Genomic DNA, 18,224 nt, shown 5'->3' on the forward strand with positions numbered 1-18,224 from the left:
GGTGAGGCACAAAAAAGTAATCACCCATGCCACCCGCCCCGGAAAACCCTACAAATGCACAATCACTTCCACGCGCCGGTTAGCCGAGCGCCCTTCTGATGTATCGTTGCTTTCAAGCGGCCGCGTATCACCATAGCCAATCGCTCTTAGCCGTTTGGCGTCTACCCCGGCCGCCTGCAGCTGACGAAGAATCGCCGTAGCGCGGGCAGCAGACAGCTCCCAATTAGATGGGAAGCGCTCGGTGTCGATGTCACGACTATCGGTATGGCCTTCCACCGATACAGTGCCGTCGTAGCGCTGGATGATATTCACCAGGCGATTGACGACATCTTCTCCAATCTCGGTCAGGTCTGCGGCAGCAGATTCAAAAACCAACCGGTCTTGGATACGCAGATTAATGCCTTCGGAAACGCTGGAGACTTCCACGCCCTCCAGACTTGGCAGCACTTTGGCGTCGGCGAGCTGGGAATCGATGGCTTCGCTAAGGTCTCTCGCGGACGCCACCGCCTCAGGCGATAAGCGAGCCGTATTGGCGGGCGCAGCGGGGGTGATGACAACTTTCATATCACCGAGCGCTGCTAGATTGAGGCGCTGATCGAGCATCACCGGAGGCAGAGCGGTAACGGCCGCAACTGCGCTAGAAGGTGGTTGAAGTGCCAGGGCACCAGACGGATCAATCTGCTTGACCGGAGAGGGCAGGTGTTCTGCCAGAGCCAAGGGCTCGCGAGTAGCGACCTGTCTTCCAGACTGAGCGGCAGCCATTCCGTCCACCGCATTCTGCTGCCAGGCCTGGATGGCACCGGCTAACATCAGCGCACCCTCGGCCTGGACACGCGGCGCATCATCTGAAACGAGCGCAGGCGCTCCGTTGCCGATACCCAGTGCCACCACGATAGCTCCGGGCGATACCTGTTCTGCTAAGGGGCCATCCGGTATCTGCTGGTTTGGCGCATCGGCGCTGTTCGCGGCGGCGACCGCTAGTAGCAGGGCAAACAGGGCGACCAGCAGGGTCATGACATCGATGTAGCTGAGCATCCATACACCGCTGGTGTCCTCGGGCCCGGCGTCGTCGAGAATATCGTGCTTGCCAGTTCGCCCGCGCTTTACCTCACGCATTGTGGCGAGCCTTTCTCATCATCTTGGGCAACCGCCGGCGTGATTTTTCGCTGTTTACCTGAGTACCTGCGGGGCTATCGGATTCTTCACTCAGCTCATCACGAAGCTCGTCGTGATGGTTGGCCATTAACGACTTGAGCGTCTCTTCAATGAACGACGGCAAACGGCGGCGCGACATTAACGATACGCCTTCGAGGATCATGTTCATGGCGATCAAGCGTTCTTCGGTGCGTCGCTCGAGCTTCACCGCGATCGGCTTGAAAATGAGGTTTGCCAACACGATGCCGTAAAAGGTCGTCAGCAGTGCTACGGCCATGCGCTCACCGATCACGCCAATCTGTGCGGCATCCATCCCCTCCAGCATATTGACCAGCCCGACCAGGGTGCCAATCATGCCGAAGGCCGGCGCATAAAGCGCCATGGTACGAAAGATCTGAGCTTCGGCTCGCTCGCGGGCTTTTAGGCGGGCAATCCGCCAGCTCAGCAAGTCTATGATTTCTTCTTCCCGGGTATTGTCGATAACCAATTGAATACCGGTGCGCATGAAAGGGTTGCGTAAGCTGTCCAGCCTTTTCTCGACCCCTCGCACATCGCCTGAAAACCAAAGCTTCGCCAGCCCCACCAGTTCTTGAAGGTCTTCTTCGACGCGGCTGTTCTCGCGACGAAATACCAGCCCAACCAGGCGAACGACCCGCACCACCTCGCGCAAGGGGTAACTAATGAAAGTGGCGGCCAGCGTGCCGGTCAGTACGATGGCAAGCCCGGGGAGGTTGATGAAGCTCGCAGGTGTCTGGGCACTCAGCAGTAGCACACTTGCCAGCATCATCAAGCTGGCCGCAATACCAATCAGTGTGGAGGGGTTCATGATCTGGATATCCGCCTGGGTCGCTGATAAGAAAAAGGGAAAACCGCTGGAGCGATGCAAGGGTCACGTGCATGACAAGGGAGCTAACAATATCTCCCTAAAGTTTTGGCTTCCTCTGTCGATAGTGAACTGCAGGGGATCAACGTCTGCACACAGAGGGATATGGCCATGACGTCACCGATCAATGAAACAGGCGCTCTGAACACGGCACCGGCGCTAAGTGAACTCACTGCTCGCCAACGCATCGACAGCGCTCTCGCGCAGTTATCACCAGCCGACGAATCAGCCGTTGATGGCCGTGCCGCACCGACGGCAAGCTCGTCTGCCGCTATCGGCTCGCCCGGTGCAGGCGAACTCGTTGCCCCCATCCAGCGCATCAATGAGGTCATGCGCAGTTACGGGATCGAGTTTTCACTCGATGAACACCCGTCTCGAGTGGTGACACGAATCGTCGACCGCGTCAGCGGTGACGTCATTCGCCAGATCCCATCAGAAGAAGTGCTGCGAATCGCAGAGCAGCTCGACGAGATGCAAGGCCGCCTGATCAGCTTCGAAGCATGAGCAGGCTATATAAGCCTCGGGGTTCAGGCCTGGCTTTGGCTTCTGGATACTGAGGCTCTTGTGTACCTCCCGGCTTGCCACGCGATGCAGGTATGGTCAAAGCACTCTCAAGCCTCTCAGGAAAGCGGTCTACAAGACTCGCATCTGCACCAAAAGTGTAAACCGCGAGTCAGCCCCACCTAATGCCGACAGGCCTTACTAGACCTGCATGTTCATCACGTCCTTGTAGGCGGTAACGAGGCGGTTGCGAACCTGCACGCCCATTTCAAATGCCACACTGGCTTTCTGCATGTCGACCATCACGTCGTTCAGCGCAACGTCCTTGTCCCCCGACAGGAAGGCGGTGCGCTGGCCGGCCGCCGTTTGCTGCATCTCATTGATGCGCTGTAGCGACGAGCTGAGCTCATCGGCAAAGCCCCCCTGCCCTACCGACGTGGACACGGACTGCCCCTTGAGCTGCTCGCCGCTGGCCTGAGCGGAAAGGCTCTGCATCTGTTGGAGCGCCGACTGAATCGAAGGAGAACTCATGGGCTTAGCCTCATCGTGGGAGTAATGGGTGAAGCCTAGCAGGAAGATCCCGCATCCCATTCAGCCAATTGGCGACAAAACAACAGGCTTTTCTGACCTTTGTCGTTGCCGTTGCTGAGGATAATAGCGTTCATCATAGTACTGACAAAATTGCACTGGCAGACACAGTACTGACGGAAACAGTACTGATGAGAAGTAGCACTGCCCGAACTAGTACCGCCCGACTCGGGACGGACACCCGCGATGAACGGATGTTGACATGTCTTCTGCCCACACCTTTGAGCACATCACGACACGCACTGCCGATCGCTGCCGGAGGCTTTCATGAGCAACGGGGCCACGGCCACCGATTCTGCACGCCAGGGCAATACGTCCTCTGCCAGCGCACAGCGCGGGGCGGCACAGCCAGCTTTCGATCGAATCAAGGATCAGTTGAAGCGCAACCCCATGTTGCCACTGCTGATCGCTCTGGCCGCAGTGATTGCGATAGTGATCGCCCTGCTGATGTGGGCCCAGTCACCGGACTACCGAGTGCTCTATAGCAATTTGAGCGAGGCAGACGGCGGGCGCATCATCAACGAACTCGACAGTCGCCAGGTGCCCTATCAATTCGCTGCCGGGGGCAGCGCCCTGCTGGTGCCGAGTGACAAAGTCAACATGCTGCGCCTGCAACTGGCCGAGCAAGGACTTCCCCAAGGGGGCAATGTCGGCCTAGAGATTATGGACGACCAGGCCTTCGGCATCAGCCAATTTGCCGAACAGGTCAACTTCCAGCGCGGGCTTGAGGGCGAACTGGCAAGCTCAATGGAGGCCCTGGGCCCCGTATCAAAAGCCCGCATCCACTTAGCGATGGCCCAGCCGTCGGTCTTTGTTCGCGAAGAGAAACCCGCCAAGGCATCGGTCGTTCTGACCCTGCAGCCTGGCAGAGTCCTGGGTGAGGGGCAGATCAACGCCATCACGCACATGGTGTCCAGCAGCGTTCCGGACCTGGCGTTAGAGAATGTCACCGTTGTCGACCAGAACGGCCGCCTGCTGTCACAGCCGGACGGGGCCAATAGCGGTCTCAACGGCACACAGCTAGATTACGTCTCCGAGGTAGAAACCTCTTATCAACGGCGCATAGAAAATATTCTCAAGCCCATCCTGGGTGACCGCAACATCCATGCCCAAGTGACGGCCCAGGTCGATTTCTCGCGTCGTGAGGAAACGGCTGAGCGCTATGGTCCCAACCAGGACCCCAACCAAGCCGCCGTCAGGAGCGCGCAGGTCAGTGGCACCTATTCAGGCGGCAATGACCTCGCTCAAGGGGTCCCAGGCGCACTCACCAACACCCCCCCGGGCGCCGCCGCCTCGCCGGTCGACCAGGCCAACGCGGATGCTGGTGCTGGAGGTAATGCGGGAGCCAACGACAATGGCGAGAACGATGGTGGTGACCCGCCAAGTCGTTTGAGCCAAGACAACGTCATCAATTACGAAGTTGACCGTAACGTTACCCATATCCAGTACCAGCGCGGTGATATCCAGCGCCTGACTGCCGCGGTGGTGGTCAACTACCGCGAAGAGATGAACGACGAAGGCCAGTTGGAAATGGTTCCGCTGGACGATACTGAGATTGCCCAGATAGAGCGCCTGGTGCGGCAAGCCATCGGGTTCTCGGAAGGCCGCGGTGACGCTATCGAAATCGTCAATAGCCCGTTCACAGGCCGCAATGACGACGCCGTGCAGCTGGCGTGGTGGCAGCAGTCCGACATCCAGCAATTGGCCTTCAAGCTGGGGCGTTACCTGCTAGTGGGCCTTGCCATCCTACTGCTGTACCTGTTGATTCTGCGCCCGCTGATCAAGCGCTACACAGAGCAGCCAAGCCTGCCTGGCGCCGGCCAGATGTCCAGCGCCGGCCAGACCATTAACACCTCGGTCGGCCAGGACGGTGATCAGGGCAATTTCGACGGTGCCGAAGGTGGCGATGAGGGCCCGGCTGAAACCTATACAGCGCCCAGACGTCCGCGCAAGTCCGCGACCTATGAGCAAAACCTTCAAGATCTTCGTGAAATGGCACAAGAAGATCCCCGCATGGTCGCGATGATCGCACGCAGCTGGATGAACAAAGATGAGTAAAGACGCAAGCAAACTCAGTGGCGCCCGCAAAAGCGCCATCCTCATGTTGTCACTGGATGAAGACAGTGCCGCCGAGGTCTTCAAGTTTTACTCGGCGCAAGAGGTTCAGAGCATCAGCCAGCAAATGGCTGAACTCGGCCAGATCTCGCATGAAGATATGCGCGTGGTACTCAATGAGTTCCGCAAGGAGATCGACGAATATGCCTCTATCAACGTCAATTCCAGCGAGCATATTCGCTCTGTGCTGACCAAAGCGCTGGGCAGTGAGCGCGCGACGAGCCTGATCGAGGACGTGCTTGAATCCAAGGGCGCGAGCTCTGGTATCGATGCACTGAATCTAATGGAAGCCTCGGTGGTGTGCGAAATGATCCGCGACGAGCATCCGCAGATCATTGCCACCATCCTAGTGCACCTGGAACGCGGCCAGGCCGCCGATATCCTAGAGCTTCTCGATGACAAGCTACGCAATGACGTGGTCCTGCGCATCGCCACCTTCAGCGGTGTTCAACCGGCGGCGTTGCAGGAATTGACCGAAGTGCTGGGCAATATGCTGGACGGCCAGAACCTCAAGCGCAGCAAGATGGGCGGCGTAAGAACGGCGGCCGAGATCCTCAACCTGATGAACTCCAATCAGGAAGAGACCGTTATCGAGACCGTACGGGCTCACAGCGAAGACTTGGCACAGCGCATCATCGACGAAATGTTCCTGTTCGAAAATCTGGAAGACATCGATGATCGCGGCATTCAGATGCTGCTCAAGGAAATCGAGACCAATTCTCTGGTCGTGGCACTGAAGGGTGCGCCAGATACCCTGATGGAGAAATTCATGCGCAACATGTCGCAGCGAGCTGCCCAGCTGCTGCGCGAGGACATGGAAGCTCGTGGCCCGATTCGCCTGTCTCAGGTAGAAGCCGAGCAGAAGTCCATTCTGCAAGTCGTCAGGCGCCTTGCCGATAACGGCGAACTAGTACTGGGTGGAGGAGACGACAGCTATGTCTGACCCTGACGACCGCTGGAATGCTCAATGGCGCCCCTGGCAAATGGACGAGTTAAAGGAGCGCGCACGTACCGCCTCTGCGGCACGTCCTGCCGACCTTGAGCGCCAAGCGAGAATCCGGCGTCGCGCTCAGGAACATCAAGCAGCTCTTGAGGCCGAGCGGCAACGGGTACATGACGAAGCACGCGAAAAAGGCTACCAGGATGGCTTCGAAGCAGGACGCAAGAAAGGACATGAAGAGGGGCTAAAACAAGGCCGTGCCCAAGGCGAAGAAGAATTACGTCAGAAGATGCATGACACCATAGCCCCTTTGCAGCCCCTTGCCTCTCGCTTCGGCGAAGCCATCGCGCAACTGGATGACGAGATTGCCGATGCCCTGGTCAACCTGGCCATTGCGACAGGACGTCAACTGGCAGGGGATGCGCTAAAGGCGAGTCCCGAGCAGATCCTAGACATCGTGCGTGAGCTGATTCATGTCGAGCCGGCCCTGTCCGGTAAGCCAAGACTCTGGCTGCATCCAGAGGACATGGTCATCGTGGAAGAGCAGCTTGGCAACGAGATCGAAGGTGCAGGCTGGCAGCTACAACCCGACGATCAGCTCAGCCGGGGTGGATGCAGGGTCACGAGCCAGAGCGGCGAACTGGATGCCAGCTGGGAATCGCGCTTCGAGGCTATCGCTGACCAGATACGTCAGCGGCTACCTGCTCACTCGGTACTCAATAATCAGCAGGAGCAAGACCAGGAGACCGAAGCATGAATGCCGCCGAGCGCGCGACCACACACCAGACCCACTGGCGAGAAACTCTCGACCGGGTCATGGCGCGCGTCGAGGCATTGCCCAGCTACCGGGCCAGCGGCCGCATTACGCGCGCAACGGGGCTAGTGCTTGAAGCCGTAGGGCTTCGCGTGCCGCTGGGAAGCGCTTGTCGTATCGAATTGAGCACGGATAGCCTCCATGCCAAGGCGCGCTACGCCGAAGCAGAAGTGGTGGGGTTTTCCGGCGAAAAGCTGTTCCTGATGCCACTCGCGGAGATCAGCGGCCTGACGCCAGGTGCTCGTGTGCTTCCGCTTGGCGATGGCGGAACACAAACCGCTCGGCGCTTTCCCTTGGGAGCATCGCTGCTCGGGCGAGTCGTCGATGGCAACGGCAAGCCACTGGACGGCGAGAGATCACTGCAGGACGTCCCCCATGCGCCACTGGCAACGCCACCGCTCAACCCGCTGGCACGGGCGCCTATCGATGAACAGATTGATGTCGGTATCCGCGCCATCAATGCGTTGCTGAGCGTAGGCCGCGGTCAGCGCATGGGGCTTTTTGCTGGCTCCGGCGTTGGTAAGTCAGTGCTGCTTGGGATGATGGCCCGATACACCAAAGCCGACGTGATTGTCGTAGGGTTAATTGGTGAACGTGGCCGAGAGGTACAGGACTTCATCGACAACATCCTCGGTGATGAAGGTCGCAAGCGGTCCGTGGTCGTGGCGGCGCCTGCCGACACTTCTCCTCTGCAACGTCTGCAGGGTGCCTCCTATGCCACTCGTCTTGCAGAAGGCTTTCGCGATGAAGGCAAAAACGTACTGCTGATCATGGACTCGCTTACGCGCTATGCCATGGCACAGCGTGAAATTGCCTTGGCGATCGGTGAGCCCCCCGCGACCAAAGGCTATCCCGCCTCGGTGTTCGCCAAACTGCCCGGGCTGGTCGAGCGCGCAGGCAATGGCGAAAAAGGCGGCGGATCGATCACTGCCTTTTATACGGTCTTGACCGAAGGTGATGATCAACAAGACCCTATCGCCGATTCGGCGCGTGCCATCCTGGACGGCCATATCGTGCTGTCGCGCGCTCTTGCTGAATCGGGCCACTACCCTGCTATCGACATCGAAGCCTCGATCAGTCGTGCGATGGGTGCGATCACGGATCATGCACAGCAACATCAGGCACGGCTTTTCAAGCAGCATTTTTCACGCTATCAGCGCAACCGCGACCTGATCAGCGTAGGCGCTTACAGCCCCGGCCATGACCCGCAGCTTGATCAGGCCGTGCAGCTATTCCCACACTTGGAATACTTCCTGCAGCAACAGATTGACGAACGAGCGGACGTGGCGGAAGCCAGACAGTCCTTATCGGCTATCGTTGGAGGTGGAAAATGAGTGCATCTTTACCGCTCGATACCCTGACAGAGCTGGCCAGAGAGGCACGAGATGCAGCCGGCCAGACGTTGGCCAACGAACGACGCTCCCAGCAGCAGGCCTCAACGCAACTCGATACGCTGCGACGCTACCGACTCGAATACGCCACTCGCCTGCAGAATGCCATGCATAAAGGCATAGACCCGGCGACGCTGCACAACTATCAGCAGTTCCTGGCCTCCCTCGATGCCGCGGTAGACCGAGCTCGTGCGGCGCTCGAGGATCACGCGCAGCGTGTCGAAGGCTGCCAGCAGCATTGGCGGGAAGAGCAGAAGCGCTTGACGTCCTACGATACCTTGGCAAATCGCCGCCAGGAAAAGGCTCGTCGTATCGAGCAACGCCAAGAACAACGCCACAACGATGAAATGAGCAGCAATAGTCTGCTGCGTCGCACACCCGATGATCGGGGCCTCTAGGAGATTACATGGATATCATAGACGTAATGTCAGCCCCCGGCTCCTCAAGCAAAGCCACAGGACGGCAGGCGAATGGGGCACAGCAAGGCGCCGCTGAGGACTTCGGAGCACTGCTGTCTCAGCGCCAGACCCTCAGCGACGGCAAACAAAATGCTTCTTCGGCCCAGGCCCTGTCGCACTCTCAAGACACACCGCTAGCGCGCCTTAAGCAGGCGGTTTCGGCGCTGAGCCCAGAGCAGCTGAGTGCCTTGAAGGAACAGCTTCAGCAGGATCCAGCCCAGAATGCCCTCACCGCTTCACAACGAGAAGCACTGGCCGCCCTTCTCGACGGTAAGCCGCTGGGCGAGAAAGCCTCCCAAGACCTTAGCCAAGTTCTGTCGGCACTTGAGGCACTGCCAAATCATGCTCAGAAGAACTCGACGTCAGACCTGGATGGCTCACAGACCTGGCTGAGTGACGTCGACACGGGTACGACTGACTCATCCATGGCGAACGGCGCCTCACCCGATGCGACGCCAAGCACCGACGTCAACGATGGACCGCTTGGCCTCGCCATGATTGCCGCGCGGATGAATCTCATCGACCAGGCTGGCAGTTCCACCAGCAATGGCGAGAAATTGGCGCTGGCGGGCCAAGCCACCGCGAATGCCGATGCACGTCGGGATCAGGCGCCTCTCAGCCAGGCGGCACTCAATACAGATTGGTTGAATCGCAGTGCGATGGCTCAGGCAGTCAGTGACTCTGCTGCGACCGCTGCCAACCGCCAGAGCATGGCAGGGTTCGTCGCCTCGGATAGCGCGGCAGCCTCGCTATTGGCAGATAGAGCCGATGCTCGCGGCGCAGCCTTTTCTTCATCATCCGCTAGCTCGGATTTGCTGGCGGCGCTGTCATCCGGCGATCGCCTTAGCGGTATGGCCGGAACGGGCGCCACCCCGGCCTCCCTCGCCACATCTGCTCAGGCCCAAATCGGCAGCGGGGCCTTGACCGCACCTATCGCCAGCCAACAATGGCAGCAACAACTCGGACAACAACTGCTTGGCATGACCCAGCGCGGCGATCAGCAGATGGAATTGAAGCTGCACCCTGCCGACCTCGGTCCGCTATCCGTTAGCCTCAAGGTCGCAGAACACGGTGGTGCGCAAGCACAGTTCCTTTCTGCTCATGCCCAGGTTCGCAACGCCCTTGAACAGGCCATCCCTCAGCTGAGAGATGCACTGGCCCAGCAAGGCATCACCCTTGGCGACACCTCGGTAGGACACCAAGCGTCCGGCCAACAGCCCCAGGAACAGAGCCTTGCCGGTCGTCAGTCACAGGGGCCTGGCATCCTCGGAGATACGGATGAAGGCGCTGTGGACCCACGCTCGATGCTGAGCTCGACGACCACCAACCTGATGGATGGACGCGTCGACCTGTATGCATGAGGGGAGCTTTTTCCTTCACGACAAGGCTCCACCTTGCGTCGTTGTCACCACCTGGCAGGTGGGAGACTGACCACAAAATCGTGAGTTGAGTGCTTTACGGTGGCCTATTCGCGCCACCGTTTTATCTCATTAGCCGGCATACTCCACATCCAAAGGGCATCCTTTACGACAACGGCGGAATAAATGGCAAAATCTTCGACCTCCTCAGGAAAAAAATGGCTTCTGGTCGTGTTGCTGATGGTTCTTGTGTCATCGGCGACGGCAGCTGGTGTCTATCTTTTGCTAGATACTGACAGCCAGGCGCAAGCCGCGGAAAATGCCGAACCTGAACCCGTTGAGGCTCCAGACCCCATTTTCGTCAAAATTGATCCCTTCACTGTCAATATCAGTGGCGAGGACTACGGCAACCGCTTCCTCTACATAGGCCTGACGCTGCAGGTCGCCGATGAAAAAACCCGCGACCTGCTGATAAACCACATGCCTCAGGTCCGTAGCCGTATGCTGATGCTATTTGCCGATCAAAGCGTTGAAGATTTGACCTCACCAGACGGTAAAACTCGTCTGTCGGCTGAGGTATTGGGGCTGTTTGATACCCCCTTGACCGAGCCACAACCCGAGCTGGCGATCAGTGATGTGCTGTTCACCGATTTCATTGTGCAATAACTCATAGTGCCCAAGCGCCATGTCTCAAGATGATCTGCTATCGCAGGAAGAAATCGACGCTCTGCTCAAGGGCGTAAGCGGCGAAGAGGACAGTTCCTCAGACGCCGCTGGCAATGAATCGCGGATAAAACCTTTCGATCCGGCCAACCAACACCGGGTGATCCGCGAGCGCCTGCATGCGCTGGATATCATCAATGAACGCTTCGCGCGGCACTTCCGCATGAGCCTCTTCAACCTGATCAGGCGCAGCGCAGACATCACTGTCGACTCCGTACGCTACCAGAGCTACAGCGATTTCACTCGTAACGTACCCGTCCCGACCAATATCAACATGATCACCATGAAGCCACTGCGCGGCTCGGCGCTGGTGGTATTCCCCCCGAGCCTGGTATTCATGGTCGTAGACAACCTTTTCGGGGGCGATGGTCGCTTCGTGACCAAATCCGAGGGGCGCGAGTTCACCAATACCGAGCAGCGCATCATCCAGCGGATTCTGAATTTGGCCATTGAAGCCTACCAGGAGGCTTGGAGATCGGTATATCCGCTCGAGATCAGCTACATGCGCTCCGAGATCCAGGCCAAATTTGCCAATATCACCAATTCTCCCAATGAGATCGTGGTCAACACCACTTTTCATCTCGAGGTCGGCAACCTGGCAAGCGACTTCCAGATTTGCATGCCCTATTCGATGATCGAACCGCTCAGGGATATTCTCACTAACCCACAAAACGACAGCTTCGGTAACGGCGACAAGACCTGGAATAAGCGAATGGCAGGTGAGATACGCCACTCCGAAGTCGAGCTGATTGCTGGATTTGTCGATATCCCCACGCGCATATCTCGCGTCATGAGCCTGCAAGTTGGCGATGTGCTGCCAATTGAGCTTCCTCAGACCGTAGGCGCCAGCGTCGATGGCGTACCGGTCATGGAGTGTGAGTATGGCAGTCAGAAAGAACAACGAGCACTGCGCGTGCTGCGAATGATCGATCACGCCTCAATGTCCGGCAACACCCCGGATGCCTTCATCAAGGGATCCGCGACATCCAAGGAAAGTAACGATGAGTGACCCGAACAACCCCGATCAGAACTCCATCCCCGATGATTGGGCCGACGCCATGGCCGAGCAAGAAGAAGCCACTGCTTCGGGTGACGAACAGTCGGCCGACGACGATCCTTGGGCGGCAGCACTTGCAGAACAGGATGCAGCCGAAGCGGGTGACCAAGGGGATGCCAAAGATCAAGACGCGGCAGCAGGGGCAGGCAGTGAAAAAGAAGCGACCTCTGCGGGTAGTCAAGTCTTCCGCCAGCTAGGTGACGGCGCCGACAGTGGCACGGCTCGCGACCTTGATATGATCATGGACATCCCGGTCAAGCTGAGCGTGGAGCTTGGCCGCACCAAGATAACCATCAAGCAATTGCTTGAACTTGCACAGGGTTCCGTGATCGAGCTGGATGGTCTCGCTGGTGAACCGATGGATATCCTGATCAACGGTTACCTGATCGCCCAGGGCGAAGTCGTGGTAGTCGACGACAAATATGGCATTCGCATCACCGAGATCATTACGCCGTCGGAGCGGGTACAGAAACTGAACCGATGAGCCTGTCAGCACCCACCACCGGCTCCGCTGCCGATATGTCGTCGACTGGCATCGACACCCTGGCTTCAGGCGGCGATAGCCTGATCGGGCTTGCCGTTATCGGCAAGGTCGGACTGGCCCTCGCCCTCATCATCGGTGTGATCTTGCTTGCCAGTCGCCTGATACGTCGAATAGGCCCTCGCGGTTTAGGTTTCGGCCAGCGCATCAAGGTCGTCAGTTCGGCGGCCGTCGGACAACGCGAGCGCGTGGTCATCGTCGAGGTTGAAGGCACCTGGTTAGTGCTGGGCGTGGGCGGCGGCCAGATCAACAAGCTGCATGACCTCAAGGCTCCCGAGCCCGCTGAGCCGGCGTCATCTCGCCCTTCGACATCCGAGGACAGCGGCAAAGGCTTCGCCGAACGCTTTGCCAGCGCCTTACGGCATAATACTGGCAGCATGCTGAAGAACCATCGAGATAACGGACGGAAGGACTCATGAGCCCACTTTCCGATTCCAGAATCTCTACCTATGCCCTGCCCGTTGGCCTGGTGGTCATCGCGCTCCTGGCGACCCTGCTGCCCGATACGGCTTGGGCCCAATCGCTTCCCGGCATCGTATCGCGTCCTACTGGGGATGGCGGCCAGCAATGGTCGATCAAGTTGCAAACATTGCTGCTGCTCAGCAGCATGGCCTTTCTGCCGGCCGCCTTGCTGATGATGACCTGCTTCACGCGCATCATCATCGTTCTGGGCCTACTGCGAACCGCCATGGGCACGCAGTCTGCACCCCCCAATCAGGTCTTGCTCGGCCTCGCCCTCTTTCTGACCTTCTTCGTCATGTCACCGGTGCTCAACGATATCTACCAGACGGCCTGGCTCCCTCTGAGCAATGATGACATCGCCTTTCCACGCTTCTTCGAGCTGGCAAGTCAGCCGTTGCGTGAGTTCATGATGGCCCAAACCCGTGAACCCGACCTAGCTCTGTTCGCCCGCTTGGCCGACATAGGCCCCATGCAAGGCCCCGAGGACGTGCCAATGCGCGTGTTGCTGCCGTCTTTCGTCACCAGTGAACTAAAAACCGCTTTTCAGATTGGCTTCACCCTGTTTATCCCTTTTCTGATCATCGACCTTGTCGTTGCCAGCGTGCTGATGGCGCTGGGCATGATGATGGTGCCCCCTGCGACGATTTCCCTGCCCTTCAAGCTGATGCTGTTCGTGCTGGTCGATGGCTGGCAACTGTTGATGGGCTCACTGGCGCAGAGCTTTTATCTATGACACCGGCACCATCTAACGAGGCGAAGGGCACCGGCGATACGTCTGATTTTCAACGTCCAAGCTGTAAGGAGGAACGCCCATGAGCCCAGAGATGGTAATGAGCATGGCCTATCAGGGCATGCGCGTGACCCTGTTCATGGCCGCCCCATTGCTGCTGACAGCACTGCTGATTGGTTTGCTGGTGAGTCTTTTCCAAGCAGCCACGCAGATCAACGAAATGACGCTTTCCTTTATCCCGAAGATACTCGGGGTATTCGGGATGTTAGTACTGCTGGGTCCCTGGCTGCTCAAACTGATCATAGGCTTCACCCGTGAGCTGATTCAAAATATCCCTCTCATGGTCAGCTAGGACCATGGTCGAAATCACCTTTGACCAACTGCATGGCTGGCTAGTCGCCTTCCTGTGGCCTTTCATGCGCCTCTCTGCTTTCGTCATGGCATCACCGCTCTGGGGCCACTCCAGCGCCCCACGCCAGGTAAAAATTGGCCTTACTGCTTTAATCTGTGTCGCCATCACCCCAACCCTTCCGCCCATGCCCGAAGCCCCCATCATGTCGTGGGCTGGGCTTGGCATCATGGTCGAGCAAGTGATGATCGGGGCTGCGATGGGCGTGGTCATGCACGTCATCTTTGCTACCGTTCAAGCGGCCGGCGACTTCATCGCGCTACAAATGGGGCTGGGCTTCGCTACTTTCTTCTCGCCGGATACCGGTACCAACACCATGATTCTGGCGCGGGTGTTCTACATGATCACTCTGCTGATGTTTCTGGCCATGAACGGCCACCTGGTCGCCCTCGAGATCCTGGTCAATAGCTTCACTAGCTTGCCCATTGGCTCCGGCGTGAACCTGAATGCCTTCGAACTGCTGGCGCGCTTTGGTAACACCGTCTTCGTATTGGGTTTGAAGCTAGCGTTACCTGTCGTCTCGGCCCTTCTGATCATCAACCTGTCGCTTGGCATACTTAACCGCTCGGCCCCACAGCTCACCGTCTTCTCCATCGGCTTTCCGATGTCACTGACGGCTGGCGTCTTCCTGCTGATGGTACTGATGACCGACCTGGACCGTTATCTAGAACAATTGTTTGCGATAGGGCTTGGCTTTATGCGCAACCTGCTGACGGCCATGGCACCTCTTGTCTAACTCCAGCATAGGGAGATATCTGAAAGGCCATATCAACACAAAAGCCCCGACCGGCGTCTTTTCCCGGTTGGGGCTTTTGGTAGGCACCGCTGATAACGATTATCGGATCCTGTGTCAGCCAGCGGCATGTTTCCGTGGCTCTAGTTCACATGCCCCATCTCTACACGCTTACGGACTGGCCTTGATAAGCATCAAATCTGATCAAAGAGAGACATGCCCTGAATATCGGCAAAAGATTTTTGCGCCGCCTGTAAACCCACTTGACGCAAGCTATATTCAGAGATCGCCTCCACATAGTCCAGATCGACCAGATCTGACCGAGTCTGCTCATAGCTCAGCTTGCGATTACTGCTGACCTGATCCACCACATCCAACTCATTGAGCCGGGCGCCTACAGAGGCACGGGTAGTGAGCACGTTATCCAAGCTGTTATCCAGCTCGCGCATGGAGGTGGCGATCGTGTTTTGCTGATCTGCCTTAAGGCTAGGATCACCGTCAATGGGTACCTTCAAGGCATCAATAGCCGACTTGAGGGATGCAAAGACATCCTGATTGGCATCTGAACCATCAGCAGGATTGACCTTGATGCTATCTCCCCCGGCAACGTCAGGCTTACCCTCGAGCGTTATCGACAAGGCACCACCACCGAGTTCGATGGTTTGCCCGCTGGTGTAATTTTCTGCAGGGGTAGTTGTCGTAGTGCCATCGGGGGCAGTGGTCACGACTTCATAGGTACTATCATCGAGAAAGTTGATCTGGTAAGCGTCATCCCCATACCCAGGCAGCGAGGAATCAAGACGATTCGGACCCGAGAAGGTCACGTTGCCATCGCCTGCTGAATCACGTGCCGCAGTCGCCACATAGCCGGCACCACTGGGCACGCTGTTAAAGATGGCATCGCCACTATCCGATACAGGCATGAGACGCGACGAGTCGATGCGCTCCTCACGGTTGAAACTGTCGCCAATATAGGCCACGTCACCGCTAGCATCTTGAACGAAGGGCGGGGCATCGTCCTTATAACCACCGAACAGATAAGATCCGTTGCCATCAGTGGCATTAGCCTGACCCAGCATGGTGTTATAGATGCCTTCCAACTCACTGGCCACAGATTGCCTATCGGCATCGCTGAGCGTGCCGTTAGCGGCCTGCACCAGCAACGTTTTGGCGCTAGTGATCGCCTGGCTAACACTATTGAGCACACTTTCTTCTTGTGAAAGCGAATTACGTGCGCTGACGCGGGAGTCGGTATATTGCTGAGTCACCGCCAGCGACTGAGACACGCTAACTGCCTGAGAGGCCGCCTGGGGATCATCCGAAGGATTAACCACACGGCGCCCGCTAGCGATCTGCTGGCCGACGTCCATAAACTGACTTTGTTGCCGGTTCAGACTGCCCACGCCCTGCTCAAACATCGTAACGGTACTGATACGCATGATACGAAACTCCTATGATCAGGTCCGCAGGCCAAGAATGGTATCGAACACGGTAGAGGCGGTCTGAATGACCTTGGAATTGGCTTGGTAATACTGCTGGAAACGAATCAAGTTGGCGGCTTCTTCATCGAGGTTAACCCCGGACTCAGACTGCTGGACGCCACGCAACTGTTCGGTAAGGCCACTCTGCGCCTCTAGGTTCACCTGCACGATATTCGTGCGATTACCGACATCGCTGACCATCGATGCATAAGACCCATTCAGCGTCGCAGACCCTGCAACCAACTCACTGTCCTGCAGGTCCTGCAGTGCAATCGCATTACGATTGTCGCCGGTACCGGCACCATTCAATCCCAGACTTAGTGTTTGACCATCCTTCAGGTTGCCGAAGGTCAGCGTCACACCGTCCAAGGTTATCTCGTCACCAGACTGCACACTGAAGTTCTGAGCCGCACCAGTGTCAGGGGTGGCCACGATATCGAAGTTGCCGCCACCAGCGTCGCTGACGCTGAGTGACCAAGGCGCATCACCCGAAGCCAGAGCGTTGCCGGGCTCCCCCGTGATGGACTCAACGACTTCGGTATCACCGTTCAATATGCTGCCCGCCGCGATCTTGTCCAGATCGCTAATTTCGGTCTGCATATCTCGGCCCGCCCGGCGTACTGGCTGTGCTTCGAAGCGATCTCCCTGCAGGAGAGATCCTCCATCGAAGGTGATGACCACGCCGCCAAACGTCAGCTCATCGCTGCCGTTGAACGTAAAGTCACTACCCGCCGCAAGCTCCTCACCCGAATCTTTACGGGTGATAGTGAAGTCGCTGGCCGCAGCCGGGTTGTCATTATTGACTCGGATCTCGTAGTCGGTCGCAAGCAGGTTAGAGGTGTCACCAAATGTCGTGGAGGCGACATCGCCGGTGCCTTCATTGTCGGTATGGGCGTAGGCACGCGGTGAGCCGATGCTGAAGAAAGCGCCGCCGACATTGCCATCGAGATCAATACCGGCCGCATGCTGCTCATTGAAACCCGAGACAAGCGATACCGCGAGCTGACCGATCTGGTTCTGGGTCTTATCAAGCGTTTCGGTGCGGAAGTTCAGCAGACCACCGAGACTACCGCCGGTGATGCGATCCTCATTGAGCTCTACCATATTACCGCCGGAATCCTTGTACCCCACCACCGTGCGCTGGGGGTCGGCAGTAGAGCTAATGGCCTCTAGCTGGAAGCCCCTGGTGCCGGCAACCAGCGGCTGACCGTTCGACAGGGTCACATTATAGGTGCCGCCGTCCTGAATATTGAGTTTGATATTCAGTCGCTCGCTGAGATCGTTTACCAGTTTATCGCGCTGGTTAAGCAAGCTGTTGGGCGCCTCGCCGTTCTTGGCTTCGGCAAGCACGATTTCACGATTAAGCGTCGCGAGCTGTTTGGTGGTGTTATTGATCTGCGTGACTTCATCACCGATCTTGGCATTGATCCCCGTTTGCATATCCTGGAGATAAGCATCGAAAGATCGCACCTGGGCGCTCAATGTATCGGCTGCCCCCAGCACACCCTGCCGGGCAGCAGGATCCGATGGCGAACCCGATAGATCGCTCATCGCCGAGAACAAATCCTGCATCAGCGGTGAGAGCCCGGCCCCGTCGTCGGCCAGCAGATTATCGATCTGGCTGACTTGCGTCTGGTAAGTCTCCAGCGCAGACGACGTGCTGGTCGCATCATTGAGCTGATCGGCCACATAGCGATCGAACTGGCGCTGGATATCGCTAACTTTCACACCACCCGCGCTATTACCCTCGGTGAGGATCGTCAGTTCCCGGTTGTAGCCCGGTGTATAGACATTGCTGATGTTGTTACTGGTGGTATTGAGGGCATTCTGCGCGGCATTCAGGCCGCTGAGGCCGATAGAAAACATGCTCATGACGGGGATCCTT

19 protein-coding genes are annotated in these 18,224 nt (G+C 57.7%); 14 read left to right on the forward strand and 5 right to left on the reverse strand.

Annotated features, from left to right (window positions below):
- Positions 1-48: 48 nt before the first annotated feature.
- Positions 49-1,116 (reverse strand): OmpA/MotB family protein, encoded by a 1,068-nt coding sequence (locus BLR71_RS07815; protein WP_092524809.1) that lies wholly within the window; start codon positions 1,114-1,116, stop codon positions 49-51.
- Positions 1,109-1,981, reverse strand: coding sequence for a motility protein A (locus tag BLR71_RS07820; protein ID WP_092525093.1), 873 nt, complete (start codon positions 1,979-1,981; stop codon positions 1,109-1,111). Before BLR71_RS07820 ends, BLR71_RS07815 begins: the two co-directional genes overlap by 8 nt.
- Before the next feature lie 168 nt (positions 1,982-2,149).
- On the opposite strand from BLR71_RS07820, the gene BLR71_RS07825 reads away from it, so the two are divergent.
- Complete coding sequence (locus BLR71_RS07825; RefSeq protein WP_092524811.1) at positions 2,150-2,542, forward strand: flagellar protein FlaG; 393 nt, start codon at positions 2,150-2,152, stop codon at positions 2,540-2,542.
- 198 nt (positions 2,543-2,740) lie between these two features.
- On the opposite strand, the gene fliE is transcribed toward BLR71_RS07825, so the two are convergent.
- On the reverse strand, positions 2,741-3,070 hold the full coding sequence (gene fliE, locus BLR71_RS07830; RefSeq protein WP_092525095.1) for a flagellar hook-basal body complex protein FliE: 330 nt from the start codon (positions 3,068-3,070) through the stop codon (positions 2,741-2,743).
- Between the two features lie 324 nt (positions 3,071-3,394).
- On the opposite strand from fliE, the gene fliF reads away from it, so the two are divergent.
- The 13 genes from fliF to fliR all read left to right on the forward strand — a co-directional run bounded on the left by fliF (position 3,395) and on the right by fliR (position 14,861).
- Complete coding sequence (fliF, locus tag BLR71_RS07835) at positions 3,395-5,185, forward strand: flagellar basal-body MS-ring/collar protein FliF (protein WP_092524813.1); 1,791 nt, start codon at positions 3,395-3,397, stop codon at positions 5,183-5,185.
- Entirely contained in the window at positions 5,178-6,185 is a 1,008-nt protein-coding gene (fliG, locus tag BLR71_RS07840) for a flagellar motor switch protein FliG (RefSeq protein ID WP_092524815.1), read from the forward strand. The genes fliF and fliG overlap by 8 nt, the downstream gene beginning before the upstream one ends.
- Complete coding sequence (fliH, locus tag BLR71_RS07845) at positions 6,178-6,939, forward strand: flagellar assembly protein FliH (RefSeq protein WP_092524817.1); 762 nt, start codon at positions 6,178-6,180, stop codon at positions 6,937-6,939. Before fliG ends, fliH begins: the two co-directional genes overlap by 8 nt.
- The gene (fliI, locus tag BLR71_RS07850) at positions 6,936-8,330 is read left to right on the forward strand and encodes a flagellar protein export ATPase FliI (protein ID WP_092524819.1); all 1,395 of its coding nucleotides are present in this window, start codon (positions 6,936-6,938) and stop codon (positions 8,328-8,330) included. Before fliH ends, fliI begins: the two co-directional genes overlap by 4 nt.
- Positions 8,327-8,785: a flagellar export protein FliJ gene (fliJ, locus tag BLR71_RS07855; protein WP_092524821.1), complete on the forward strand. Its 459-nt coding sequence runs from the start codon at positions 8,327-8,329 to the stop codon at positions 8,783-8,785. Before fliI ends, fliJ begins: the two co-directional genes overlap by 4 nt.
- 8 nt (positions 8,786-8,793) lie before the next feature.
- Positions 8,794-10,206 carry a flagellar hook-length control protein FliK gene (locus BLR71_RS07860; protein ID WP_092524823.1) on the forward strand — a complete coding sequence of 471 codons (1,413 nt, stop codon included), beginning with the start codon at positions 8,794-8,796 and terminating at the stop codon, positions 10,204-10,206.
- A 183-nt stretch (positions 10,207-10,389) separates the two neighbouring features.
- Entirely contained in the window at positions 10,390-10,869 is a 480-nt protein-coding gene (gene fliL / locus BLR71_RS07865; RefSeq protein WP_092524825.1) for a flagellar basal body-associated protein FliL, read from the forward strand.
- Between the two features lie 19 nt (positions 10,870-10,888).
- Positions 10,889-11,935, forward strand: a complete 1,047-nt coding sequence (gene fliM / locus BLR71_RS07870; RefSeq protein WP_092524827.1) for a flagellar motor switch protein FliM — start codon at positions 10,889-10,891, stop codon at positions 11,933-11,935.
- Positions 11,928-12,467 (forward strand): flagellar motor switch protein FliN, encoded by a 540-nt coding sequence (gene fliN / locus BLR71_RS07875; protein ID WP_092524829.1) that lies wholly within the window; start codon positions 11,928-11,930, stop codon positions 12,465-12,467. The genes fliM and fliN overlap by 8 nt, the downstream gene beginning before the upstream one ends.
- Positions 12,464-12,943 carry a flagellar biosynthetic protein FliO gene (gene fliO / locus BLR71_RS07880; protein ID WP_092524831.1) on the forward strand — a complete coding sequence of 160 codons (480 nt, stop codon included), beginning with the start codon at positions 12,464-12,466 and terminating at the stop codon, positions 12,941-12,943. Before fliN ends, fliO begins: the two co-directional genes overlap by 4 nt.
- The gene (gene fliP, locus BLR71_RS07885) at positions 12,940-13,719 is read left to right on the forward strand and encodes a flagellar type III secretion system pore protein FliP (protein ID WP_092524833.1); all 780 of its coding nucleotides are present in this window, start codon (positions 12,940-12,942) and stop codon (positions 13,717-13,719) included. The genes fliO and fliP overlap by 4 nt, the downstream gene beginning before the upstream one ends.
- Before the next feature lie 79 nt (positions 13,720-13,798).
- Positions 13,799-14,068 (forward strand): flagellar biosynthesis protein FliQ, encoded by a 270-nt coding sequence (fliQ, locus tag BLR71_RS07890; protein ID WP_092524835.1) that lies wholly within the window; start codon positions 13,799-13,801, stop codon positions 14,066-14,068.
- Between the two features lie 4 nt (positions 14,069-14,072).
- Positions 14,073-14,861: a flagellar biosynthetic protein FliR gene (gene fliR, locus BLR71_RS07895; protein WP_092524837.1), complete on the forward strand. Its 789-nt coding sequence runs from the start codon at positions 14,073-14,075 to the stop codon at positions 14,859-14,861.
- Between the two features lie 191 nt (positions 14,862-15,052).
- On the opposite strand, the gene flgL is transcribed toward fliR, so the two are convergent.
- Together flgL and flgK are read right to left on the reverse strand one after the other, a co-directional pair.
- The gene (flgL, locus tag BLR71_RS07900) at positions 15,053-16,297 is read right to left on the reverse strand and encodes a flagellar hook-associated protein FlgL (protein ID WP_092524839.1); all 1,245 of its coding nucleotides are present in this window, start codon (positions 16,295-16,297) and stop codon (positions 15,053-15,055) included.
- A gap of 18 nt (positions 16,298-16,315) precedes the next feature.
- A complete protein-coding gene (gene flgK / locus BLR71_RS07905; RefSeq protein WP_092524841.1) occupies positions 16,316-18,211 on the reverse strand; it encodes a flagellar hook-associated protein FlgK in 1,896 nt (631 codons plus the stop codon).
- Positions 18,212-18,224: the final 13 nt, after the last annotated feature.

The organism is Onishia taeanensis, assembly GCF_900100755.1.
GTDB lineage: Bacteria > Pseudomonadota > Gammaproteobacteria > Pseudomonadales > Halomonadaceae > Onishia > Onishia taeanensis.